Source organism: Stenotrophomonas maltophilia (genome assembly GCF_001274595.1).
GTDB lineage: Bacteria > Pseudomonadota > Gammaproteobacteria > Xanthomonadales > Xanthomonadaceae > Stenotrophomonas > Stenotrophomonas forensis.
In genome coordinates, this window is the sequence record NZ_CP011010.1 from 2,448,894 (window position 1) to 2,460,804 (window position 11,911).

The 11,911-nt window shown below is 68.0% G+C and carries 7 protein-coding genes; all 7 read right to left on the reverse strand.

The features are described 5' to 3' along the window. Positions 1 to 21: 21 nt before the first annotated feature. Complete coding sequence (locus VN11_RS11320; RefSeq protein ID WP_053449782.1) at positions 22 to 1,062, reverse strand: alpha/beta hydrolase; 1,041 nt, start codon at positions 1,060 to 1,062, stop codon at positions 22 to 24. Between the two features lie 280 nt (positions 1,063 to 1,342). Beyond that, positions 1,343 to 3,991 (reverse strand): excinuclease ABC subunit UvrA, encoded by a 2,649-nt coding sequence (locus tag VN11_RS11325; protein WP_053449783.1) that lies wholly within the window; start codon positions 3,989 to 3,991, stop codon positions 1,343 to 1,345. Between the two features lie 102 nt (positions 3,992 to 4,093). After that, entirely contained in the window at positions 4,094 to 5,977 is a 1,884-nt protein-coding gene (locus tag VN11_RS11330; protein WP_053449784.1) for a PepSY-associated TM helix domain-containing protein, read from the reverse strand. A gap of 46 nt (positions 5,978 to 6,023) precedes the next feature. Further along, positions 6,024 to 8,480, reverse strand: a complete 2,457-nt coding sequence (locus tag VN11_RS11335) for a TonB-dependent siderophore receptor (protein WP_238581790.1) — start codon at positions 8,478 to 8,480, stop codon at positions 6,024 to 6,026. A gap of 108 nt (positions 8,481 to 8,588) precedes the next feature. Further along, positions 8,589 to 9,626, reverse strand: coding sequence for a FecR family protein (locus VN11_RS11340; RefSeq protein WP_053449786.1), 1,038 nt, complete (start codon positions 9,624 to 9,626; stop codon positions 8,589 to 8,591). Continuing rightward, positions 9,623 to 10,309, reverse strand: a complete 687-nt coding sequence (locus tag VN11_RS11345) for an RNA polymerase sigma factor (protein WP_053449787.1) — start codon at positions 10,307 to 10,309, stop codon at positions 9,623 to 9,625. Before VN11_RS11345 ends, VN11_RS11340 begins: the two co-directional genes overlap by 4 nt. Before the next feature lie 185 nt (positions 10,310 to 10,494). Continuing rightward, a complete protein-coding gene (locus tag VN11_RS11350; RefSeq protein WP_053449788.1) occupies positions 10,495 to 11,898 on the reverse strand; it encodes a hypothetical protein in 1,404 nt (467 codons plus the stop codon). Between the last annotated feature and the right edge of the window lie 13 nt (positions 11,899 to 11,911).

An 11,911-nucleotide genomic window follows, 5' to 3' on the forward strand; every position in this document is an offset into this window, starting at 1 on the left:
GAATGAAATACAGTGTGCGGCTCAGTCGCCCGCGCCATCATCGTCCAGCGAGCGAGGTGGCTGAGCAGCAGCGGCGGGTATCGCGCTGGCATCGTGCGGCGGCAGCCGCACAGGCGGCGGCCCGAGGTAGCCGTGGCTGCGTGCCCAGTTGGCGAAAAGCCGCGGCCACTGCGCCACCAATGTCCCGGGCTTGCCCAACCCCCAGCTGTGGCCTCCGGCTTCGAACAGATGCAGCTCCACCGGAATGCCCGCCGCATGCGTGGCCTGGTACATCGCCACGCTGTGGCCGACATCCACGGTACGATCGTCCACGGCCTGGGCCAGGAACACCGGCGGCATGTCCTTGCGGACGTGTTGTTCGACCGAATAGGCCTGCTGTGCGTCGTTCTGGCTGGCCAGTTCCCGCTTCGACCGGGTGTGGTCCAGCGGCGGGCGCATTGAAACGACCGGATAGATCATGCCAAGGAAGTCCGGGCGCGCTGACAGCTGGTCGGCTGCATCCACCGGCGGATACAACGGGGCATCGAAGCGCGTGGCGACGATACCGGCCAGATTGCCGCCGGCGGAAAAGCCCAATGCGCCGATGCGCTCCGGATCGACCCCCAGGCTTGCGGCCTGCGCGCGCAGCAGCCGCATGGCGCGCTGGCCATCCTGGAAGGGCGAAACCGGCGCCCACCCGTCGGCAGGCAGCCGGTAGTACACCACGGCGGCCGTGACGCCCAGCGATTGCAGCCACTGCGCCGTCGGCTTGCCGGCGCTGCCAATCTGGATGCGGAAGTAGCCGCCACCGCCGAAAACCACCACGGCTGTTCCGTTCGGTTTCAGCGGTCGGTAGATCTCCATGCGCGCGTTACTGATTCCCGAGACCGCGCCCTTCGCGCTGCCTTCGGCGCCGATCCGTTCCGGGCCACGCGCGCGTTGCTGCCAGTGGTCCTGCGGCCACAGCGGAATCACCTCGGGTGCCGATGCAGGCGGCGCCGCCGGCACCGCACCGGCAAGCATGGGATTCAGCAGGAACAGAAGCACCGCCAACCCGCGCAGCTTCCCCACATGCAGACTCATGTCACGCCCTCCCGTCGGCCTTTACGGGGCGAAGTGTGCGTCGAGTCGCGCTGGCGTCCTATAGCCGGATGGGACTAGCTGGGCCGTGCTTTTCTGTGTGCGCTGCAACATCAAAGTGGATGCTTCTGGCTGGAGCGTCACCAGAGGATTCGCCATTACACGCTTCGCCAGGCGTTCTTGTTTTCCCGCCCCTCCCCGCTCCAGCAACCGGCTTTGCTGCAGGAGGCGCTGCTTCCATGGGAAGCGATTGGCTCGAGGGTCAGCCGAGCATGGCTCGGCTCTACAGAAGAGCCAGCTCGCGCGCAAGGAATGCCGCCGTCCTGCTGCCTTTGGCCCGCGCCACCTGCTGCGGTGTTCCCTTCGCCACGATGGTGCCCCCTGCCCCGCCAGCGCCGGGGCCTACATCAATCACCCAGTCCGCCTGCGCGACCGCGCGCATGTCGTGCTCGATCATCACCACGGTATTGCCGGCGTCCACCAGCCGCTGCAGCTGCACCAGCAGCCGATCCGCGTCGGAGGCATGCAGGCCGGTGGTGGGTTCGTCCAGCACGTACAGCGTGCGCCCGCGCTGGCTGCGCTGCAGCTCGGTGGCCAGCTTGATGCGCTGGGCCTCGCCGCCTGAAAGCTCGGTGGCCGGCTGGCCAAGCCTCAGGTAGCCCAGGCCGATTTCCTGCAGTAACTGCAGTGGGCGGGCAATGGCATCCTCTTCGCTGAAGAACGCACGCGCCTGGTCCACCGTCATCTGCAGGACTTCGGCGATGTTGCGGTCATTCCACTGCACCTTCAGCGTGGCTTCGTTGTAGCGGGCGCCATGGCAGGTCGGGCACGGCGCATAGACGCTGGGCATGAACAGCAGTTCGACGCTGACAAACCCTTCGCCTTCGCAGGTTTCGCATCGGCCCTTGGCCACGTTGAACGAGAAACGGCCGGCGTCGAAACGGCGGCGGCGCGCGGCCGGTGTTGCGGCGAACAGCTTGCGCACGTGATCGAACAGGCCGGTATAGGTGGCCAGATTGGAGCGCGGCGTGCGCCCGATGGGCTTCTGGTCGACCTGCACGACGCGTTGGATGGCATCTACATCGCCGGCCAACCGGCCTCGCGTTGCTTCGATCACGCTGGGCCCGTCGGTGGGCTCGGCGTCCGCGCCCTCGTCCATCGGCTCGTGCCCCAGGTGCGCCAGCATCAACTCCGGCAGCGCCTGTGCCATCAGGCTGGACTTGCCCGAGCCGGAAATGCCGGTGACGGCGGTCAGCAACCCCAGTGGCACCTGTGCGTCCACGCCCTGCAGGTTGTGCCGATGGATGCCTTGCAGCTCCAGCCAGTTGCCGGCGCTGCGCTGGCGGCTGGCGGGCGCAGGCACCTGGTCGAAAAGATATCGCGCCGTGCGCGAGTCCTGGACGTGGCGCAGGCCATCCGGCTCGCCACTGTAGAGAACGCGCCCGCCGTGCTCTCCCGCCTCCGGCCCCACATCCACCAGCCACTGCGCGCGGCGCATCAGTTCCAGGTCGTGTTCAACCACGAACACCGAGTTGCCGCCGTCGCGCAGCCGGTCCAGCGCGTCGTACAGCGCCTGGCTGTCGGCAGGATGCAGGCCGGCCGAGGGCTCGTCGAGCACGTACAGCACGCCGAACAGCAACGAGCTGAGCTGCGTGGCCAGCCGCAGGCGCTGCAGTTCGCCGGCCGACAGCGTGGGCGTGGCGCGATCCAGCGAGAGATAGCCCAGGCCCAGTTCACGCAGCTGGCGTACCCGTGCCATCACCCCGCCTGCCAGCCGCTGGGCTGCAAGGCGTTTCTCTTCGGACAGGGCCGAGGTCAGCCGCACGTCGGGGGCGCCGGTGTGCGTCGCTTGGCCACTCGCGGCCCGACGCGCGCGATCCCGGGGTGTCGCACTCCTGCGGGTGCGAGCGCCCTTGCTGTGCGCGCTGAAATCACCTTGCGCCACCGGCTCCAGCAGCTCCGCCAGCTGGTCCAGTGGCAGCCGCATGAACTCACCGATATCCACGCCGGCAAAGGTGACCGACAGCGCCTCCGGCTTCAGGCGCTTTCCGTGGCAGGCCGGGCACAGCTTGCCTTCCATGTAGCGCGAAACGCGTTTGCGCATCAGCGCGCTCTGGGTGTTGGCAAAGGTGTGCAGCACGTAGCGGCGCGCGCCGGTATAGGTGCCCATGTAGCTGGGTTCGAGCTTGCGCTTGAGCGCGGCGCGGGTCTCTGCAGGGGTGAACCCGGCGTAGACCGGCACGCTGGGCGTTTCCTCGGTGAACAGGATCCAGTCGCGGGCCTTCTTCGGCAGCTTCTTCCACGGCACGTCGATGTCGTAGCCCAGCGTGACCAGGATGTCGCGCAGGTTCTGGCCATGCCAGGCCGGCGGCCAGGACGCGATGGCGCGCTCACGGATCGTCAGCGACGGGTCCGGCACCATCAGCGCTTCGGTCACTTCGTAGACATGCCCCAGGCCGTGGCAGGTGCTGCAGGCGCCCTGCGGCATGTTGGGCGAGAAGTCTTCGGCGTACAGCATGGGCTGATGGGCCGGGTAGGCCCCGGCGCGCGAGTACATCATGCGCACCAGGCTGGACAGCGTGGTCACGCTGCCCACCGATGAACGCGCATTGCTGGCACCGCGTTGCTGCTGCAGGGCCACTGCCGGCGGCAGGCCGTCGATGGCATCCACATCGGGCACGCCCACCTGGTCGATCAGGCGCCGTGCATACGGCGCCACCGACTCGAAGTAGCGCCGCTGCGCTTCGGCGAACACGGTTCCGAAGGCCAGCGATGACTTGCCCGAACCCGAGACCCCGGAGAACACCACCAGTGCATTGCGCGGGATGGAAACATCGACATTCTTGAGGTTGTGCTCGCGCGCGCCGCGCACCTCGACGCAACCGCTGGCGGCGGCAGCGCATGACGACTCGCCAAAGGGGGTGTTGGACATCGTTACGATCCTGCAGGCAGTGAGCGGCGCGCCAGGGCGCCCAGGGATGCATTTTCGCTGCTGTGGGGTGAATGTGGTGAGGGTGAGCCGTGCCCCCTGCCCTCACCCCGGCCGCAGCATCGCCACCAACACTCCCATCAGGGCGCTCCCTGCCGCCACGACCAGCCAGACCTTCCCCACGCTACGGGCGCTGAAGATGCCCACGGCGACGGCGATCAACAGCACGAACCCCAGCAGCGAACTGGTCAGGACCGAAACGGACGTGCGTACATTCACCAGCGAGGGCAACAACAGCGCCAGTGCCGTGGCGGTAAGCGCGGTGAACACGTAGCCCCCCACCGAGGCAGCCAGCACCCGGCTCGCGACCTGCCAGCGATGGGCCGCGCCCTGCCCGGGCGCCGGCTTGGCGCTGCGCGCGGCCTCCTGCGTCTGTGGCCAGCGGCGCTGCAGCATCAGGGCCATTCTTGCCAACACCAGCCCGAAGGCCAGTGCGACCAGCTCCACGCCGGCCTGCTGCCATGCGCCCCGCTGCAGGTACATCAGCAGCCCCTGCCCGGTGGTTGCCAGATTCACCAGCGGCAGTGCCAGGCACAGTGCGGCGGCCAGCCACAACTGCTCGATCCAGGCCAGGCGCGTTGGGCGCCACAGCGCGTGCAGCACCGAGGCCGCGCAGGTTAGAAGGAAAATGCGTATTTCCCACGCGCTGCGATCGCTCATCGTCAGTGGCAGCAGTCGGTTTCCGTGCAGGTAGACGATGCTTGCCAGTGCCACCCCGGCCAGCGATGCCACGTTGAAGGCTTCCACGCAGCGATAGATGCCTGCCGTGGCCGCGCCGAACTCCTGCTCGCTGCGCTTGCGCCGCTTGATGGAGAACAGCAGCGTGCCGATGGCGATCATCGCCGTGCCCAGCAGGCCGCTGATGAAGTACAGCCACTTCATCGGCCAGCCGCCGAAATCGGCCTTGTGCAGTGCTTCGATGGTTTCGTGTACCTGCACGGCACCAATGGCATGCGGGTGTGCGCCATGCCATTGCAACAGCGTGCCGCTGGCGGCGTCGAACGTTGCCCGGCTGGCCTCAGTCAGCAGGCGCCTGGCCGCGCCACCCTCGGGCTTGCGACCGATCACCTCCACCACGCTGTGCACGGTGCCGGGCGCCTGGATCACCACCAGTGCCGGCGGCTGCCCGCTGATGGCCTGCACGCGTGCCAGCAGTTGCTGCAGGTCTGGCAGTTGCGCGGTGGATACCAGGATGCCTGGCGGAGCCGGCTGCGCAGGCACCAGTTCGGCTTCATAGCGCGCATAGGCGTCATCGGCATCGCCATAGGCTGCCTGCACCGGCCACGGCAGATAGCTGCTGTAGAAGAAAGTCAACCCGGTGTAGCCGATCATGAACAGGAACGGCAGGGTCAGCACGGCACTCAGGTTGTGCGCATCCAGCCAGCTGCGCTGGCCCTTGCCTGGGCGGAAGGTGAAGAAGTCCTTGAAGATGCGCTTGTGCACCACCACGCCGGACACCAGCGCCAGCAGCATGCAGGCGGTGATCCAGCCGACCAGCCAGTAGCCGGCCATGCCGCCGTGCAGGGTGTAATGGAAGGACATGAAGTGGCGCCCGCCTTCGGTTTCCCGAAGACGAGGTGGTGGTTGTGGCATTCCGGTGCCGGCCTCTACCCAGCGTTCGTGCGCGCTGCCGCCGTCATCCTCCCATGAGAGCTGCAGCGGCCAGCCGTGCTGGGCAGGCCAACGGATCTGCCATGCCCGGGCATCGGCGGCGTTTGCAGCCAACCACTGCTGCGCTCGCGCTGCCTGCGCACCTGCATCCATTTCCTGCGGGGAGGCCGGCACCGGGCCGGCCTCCATCCATTGCGTGATCGGCTCGCGGAACACGCTGAGCGTGCCGGTGAGGAAGATCGCGCACAACAGCCAGCCGCAGGTGAGGCCGCACCAGGTGTGCAGCCACGACATGCTCTGCCGGAAGCCCGCCTTCATGCCATCCCCGTGGCGGGCATGCCCTCGTCCCGCCGGTTGCGGAGGATCACAGCGCGCCGCGCAGCGTCAGCATCACGTTGCGGGGTTCGCCAAAGAAGTTGCCGCGGCGGATCTGGCTGATCATCGCGTAATAGCGCGTGTCGAACAGGTTGGCCACGTTGACGCCCACGCTCCAGCGCGGATTGATCCGGTAGCCGGCACGCAGGTCCCACACCGCGCGTCCCGCAGCACCCATGCGCCAGTCCGGGTCGTCGTAGGCCGGATAGGAATAGCTGCTCTGTGCAGAGACGCCACCGCCCACGGAGAACGCATTCCACCGGCCGGGCAGCTGGTAGGACGTTGACAGGCGCAGCAGATGGCGCGGCGTTTCGGCGCTGATGGTGGCGCCCTCATCGTCGCGGCTGGTGACGTGGGTATAGCCCGCCATCATCTGCCAGCCGGGTGCCAGTTCGCCGCTGGCTTCGAGTTCAAAGCCCTTGCTGCGCAGCTTTCCACCATTGCGGTAGCAATCGGACGAGGCCAGCGAGCCGGGGCAGCTGCCCGGGTCAGAGGCGTCCACCACGGCGTTGCCGGTCTTGCGGATGGAAAACACCGCAGCGGAGACGTTCAGGCGCCCATCGTTCAGTTCGCCCTTCACGCCCAGCTCGTAGTTGGCGCCGATGGCGGGATCGAGCACCGCACCGGATGAGGTGACGTAGGAGCTCTGCGGCTGGAAGGTATCGGCGTAGCTGGCGTAGACCGACCACTGCGGGCCCAGGTCGTAGACGAGGCCGGCGTACGGGGTGAATTCGTGCTTCTGTTCGTAGTCGCGGCTCCTGGCTCCGGTGAAGCCATCGTTGGACTGGTACTTCACCCAGCTCAGCCGGCCACCCAGCGTGAGGTGCAGCGGTTCTGCCAGCTGCAGGCGCAGGTTGCTGTACAGGCCGCTTTGTTGCGCACGCGCGTTTTCCGACCAGTCCCACGCGGGTTGCAGTGGCTGTGCAATGGCGCTGTGGTCCGGTGCGTAGACATCGATCGGCACGTCGATGGCCAGGTCCGCCGAGCTCTGGCGGGTACGCTGGCGCGACCACATCGCCCCCAGCAGCAGCTGGTGGGTGCGGCCGAAGGCGTCGAAACTGCCGGTGGTGTGCAGGTCGATGCCATCGCTGCGCACGCGCGATCGGTTGAAGTAGATGTCATAGAAGCGCGAGCCGATGCCGGTGGCCCGGTCCACCCCGCCCACCGGAACCGCAACGCGCTGGTCCAGGTCCGATTCGGTGCGGTTCACCGACAGGCGCGCCTTCCAGCGCTCGTTGAAGCGGTGCTCCGCTTCGGCGAAGGCTTCGTCAACGGAGCCTTCCTGGCGGTTCCAGTCCTGGATGAGCGAGGTGGAGCGCTTGATGTCCAGCGCCCCGCCATCGGTGTAGCGCGGCAGGCCGAACAGCCAGTAGCCGTCGGTGTCACTGGCCTGATGTCGCAGGCCGAAGGTGAGCGTGGTGTCCTGGCCCAGGTCGGCATCGATCACGCCGTAGGCCACCGGCGTCTTCGATGAGGTGCCGCGCTGGAAGTAGTCGCGGTCCTGGTAGGCGGCGACGAGTCGGCCGCGCACGCTGCCGGCGGCATTGAGCGGGCCGCCACCATCGACCTCGAGGCGATAGTTGTCCCACGAGCCCAGCGTGGCCGCCAGATCGAGATGGGCCTGGTCGCGCGGGCGCTTGCGCACCATGTTGATCGCTCCGCTGGGGTCGGCCGCGCCGAGCATCATGCCGCCGGCACCGCGCAGCACTTCAACCCGCTCCAGCACGGCGGTGTCGATCGGCAGCCAGCCCACCGGGGCATAGACAATGCCGGCCACGCCATCGACCAGATAGTTGCTGTCGTCCACGGTGAAGCTGCGGATCGAGAACTTGTGGTTGCCGAAGTTGCGCGCGGTCTTGGTCACGCCCGTGGTCTGCGCCAGTGCCTCGTCCAGCGTGGTGAGGTTGCGGTCGTCCAGCTGCTGGCGGGTGATCACGCTGACCGATTGCGGGGTCTGGCGGATGCTCTGCCCCAGCTTGCCCAGGCTCAGCTCACGTGTCGTGTAGGAGCCATCGCCTGGGCCGTTGGCGGTCACGTTCACCGTCTGCAGGGTGGTCTGGGCATCCTTGCTGCGCGCAGGTGACGCTGCGTCCTGCGCCAGCGTGAACACGCCGGGGCGGGTGGCGTTGACACGTACCCCACTGCCCTCCAGCAGGCGCGCCAGTGCTTCCTGCGGCGTGTAGCTGCCCGTCACCGCCGGCGCGCGGCGGCCGGCCACTGCCGATTCACTGAACAACACCTGCTGCCGTGACTGCTCGGAGAATCGGCGCAGTGCCGCATCCAGCGGTTGGGCTGGAATATTGAACGGGATGCGCGCCGCCGGCTGCGCCTGTGCGATGGCCGGCGCAGCCAGTGCGCTGGAAATGCACACGGCCAGCAGCGGCAGCCGCGTGGCCTGTACCCCGGTAGAGAACGCGCGGGCGACAAGCGCGCGCTTGATCTTCATGTACCCCATTACCGCTCCATCATGCTTGGCCACCACTGGCCTCACTGGGGTAAACGGAAAACAGCGATGGGGTGGGAACCCGTGCTGGAACAATTTCTTCCTGCGGCGTCAGCGCGTGACAGGCCGCTCGTCGATGCGATAGCCGCCCTGCGCCGTGCGGGTCACCCGCACAGGCAACAGATCCGGCAGCGCCTCGACGAAGCTGGCCGGGGCGTCGGTGGCGGCGTAGCCGGAAACGGGCAGGAATTTCAGCCCCGGCTGGCCCAGCGTGACCGGTTGGCCCAGATACTGCGCGACTTCCTGCGCCACTTCGTCCAGCGGGGTGCGCCGGAACACCAGGCGCCCGTTGCGCCAACCGCCGATGCTGTCTGCACTGGCAGAAATGGGACGATACGTGGCTGTGGCAGTGGTCACGGCCAGGCCCTGTTCGGCGTAAAGGCTGACCGGCGTGGTGCCTTCGGTGCGATCCGGCTGTACCCGCACGTGCCCATGCAGCACCTTGACCAGCACTTCGCCCGGCCCATTGCGCACATTGAAGGCGGTGCCGACCACGGTCACTCGGCTGCGCTGGGCATCGACGGTGAAGGGCCGCTCGGCCGCCGGGGCGACCTCGAAGAACGCCTCGCCCCGGCTGAGCACCACTTGGCGACGGGCGTGATAGAAGTGCACGGCCAGCGTGCTGCGCGCGTTGATCGAAATCCGTGAGCCGTCGGGCAGTTGCAGATCACGGATCTCGCCAGCGCCGGTGCTCACGTCCTGTACGTAGCTGGGCGCGGTGTACCACCCGTAGCCGACCCAACCCAGGGCCAGGAGTGCCACCGCCGCAGCGGTCGCCACGCGAGGAAGGCGTCGCGATCGCGCGCGGCGCGTCACGCCGTCCCGTCGCAGGGCGACAGGTGCCGCTGGCGCAGGCGCGGCCTGAGTGTCCGAGGCCAATGCGGGGCGCTGCAGCTGGCCGAGGTCGTGCCAGGTCCTGGCCACTTCGGTGAACGCCTGTTGGTGCGCTTCGCTTTCGGCGAGCCAGTGCTGCAGGGCCGCCTCGTCCTCCGGGCGCCAGTCCACATCCTGCCGTCGCAGCAGCCACGTGGCCGCCGCCTCGTGCAGGGCAAACGGGTCAGAACCTGCGGCAGAAGGGAGATCGGTCATCGGCAGGGAAGATCGGCATCAATGGCAGGTCCCAACTCCTCGCCTGCCCCGGTGGACCGATGCAGTTCCTGCATCTGTTCCAGCGACGCATAGCGTACCCGCACTTGGCAGTAGGCAACCGCGCGCGACAGGTGCTTGACCACCATGCGCCGGGAGATCTGCATGCGGGCGGCCACCTCTTCCTGGGTCAGGCCATCGAAGCGGCAGAGCACGAAGGCTTCGCGTTGGCGCTCGGGCAGTTCGGCCATCGCATCTGCCAGGCGTTGCAGGCGCTGGCGCTGTGCGGTGAGCTGCAACGGGCACTGTGATTCATCGCTGGCCATGGGGTGGCCGGCATCCTCCGCATCTGCCAGAGGCACGGTCTGCACGTGGCGGCCTGCGCTGCGCTCGCGGTACTCATCGGCCACGGTGTTCATTACCGTCCGGCGAAGGTAGGCGCCCTGCTGGTCGCTGGAGGCCAGCGAAGGATTTGCCGCAATCCATTTGACTGCACCGTCGTGCAGGGCGTCCTCAGCGTCCCTTCCTCTGACACGCGCAAGGCCGCGCAGGATGGGCGCCCGCCAACGGGCATAGGCTTTGGCCAGCAGGTTCCCGCCCGTGGATGGGCCGCTCTCGGCCAGGCCGGCCTCTGCTGATGCGCTGTGGTTCGCGGCCCCGCCCGTGCCCCGGCCTAGCGCGGACACGGCGTCCTCAGGACAGATGCCTGCGGTCTGCACAGGTAGGGCGGGACGTTCACTTGGATAGCCGGCGGATGGGCCGCACTAGGCGACAGACGGGTGGAGACCTGCAAGTGTAGTGAGAGTCATTTGCAATTGGAACTCCCCCGCCCTGCCCGCCCCCCCCTCGCGAAAGGCGCGCCGGTGCTACATCACTCGCGCGACGGGCCAGCACCCTCGGCAACCCTGACGAAGACAGGGTTGGAATAGAACCACAGGTCGTCCCACGGATCCTCGCCGGGCGCGTCCGCCAGTGCATCCACCGCACCGGTGCTGTTGCCCCGCACCCGCACGAAGCCACCGCGCGGCGGCACCGGCACTGACCAGCGCGCCACGATCCAGTCGCCGTCACGCCGCCAGGTTGCGGCGTCGAATCCGCGCCGCTGCATCTGCAGCGCACCGCCCTCGTCCCTGCTGCCCACGATCAGCTCGATGCGCTTCAGCGCCGGGTGCTGCCCGTTCGCGTTGGCGCGCGCCGGCTGCCGTGCCCGCACCTCCAGCTGCATCGTCTGCGCTGCCGGCAGCTCCAGCGTGCCGCCCATCCCGGCGCTGGAGTCGCCTGCGGCCACCCGCAGCTCCAAGGCGTCGATCAGGTCGCCGGTGACGGTGAACATGCGGCCGTTGCGCAGGGCATCCAGGATGTCTTCGGCCTCCGGCCGCGCCCATGCATAGGTCTTGCTGTACTCGCCCGGGTCGTAATCGCGTCCGCCATCGCGCAGGTTCACATGCGAGTCGGAGTTGGCGGTGATCCAGAAGCGGATGCCATCGGCCAGCATCTGGTCCCAGATTCCGCCGACCTGTGCGGTCATCTGGTCGTAGCCGCCCAGTGTCGGCGCGGCCGCGTTACGGTACAGCCCGCGTTCGCTGCGGATGGCCTGGTGCCCGGGGGCGCCCTCCATGCCCACCAGTACCTGGGGTGCGGCTGCATGCCAGCCGCGCAGCTCGTCCGGGGTTACCTCGCCCCACTTGCCGATGCCGGTCGCGGTGCGCGAAGGATGGTTGATGAACATCAGTGGCGCAGGGGCCAGCCCACGCAGGTAGACCAGCGCCGCCTGCATCTGCTGTTCGCTATCGCGGCTGCCGTGCAGTGGCTCACTGCGGCTGAAGTCGCGCTCGGCGATGACCAGCTGCTCCCGCTCCTGCGGGCCCGGCGCGATGATCAGCGAGGCGTGCTCGCCGGCCGGCACATCGAATTCCATGCCATTGAACTGGATCACCTCAGGGACGTCGGTACGCGCCTGCAGCAGCGCCGGATAGGCGTGGTCGCGGGTGACCGCGGAGTGGCCGGGGCCACCGTGGTCGGTGTGGACCATCCAGCGCAGGCCGAAGGCCCTGGCCTGCGCCGCGTTGTGGCTGCGGCTGTACGGCGAGTCGCCACCACGCACGGGCGTGGGCGGCGTGGTGCGGCGGTCCCAGTCCACGCTCCATTCGCTGTGCACATGGTGGTCGCCGGCCAGCCATTGGCGGCCAGCGTCGACTGGCGGGGCTGCCTCCGCCGGGGCGGACAATGCCGGGGCCGCCGCTGCGAACAGCGCCAGCATTACAAGATTCTTCATGGATTCACCTCTG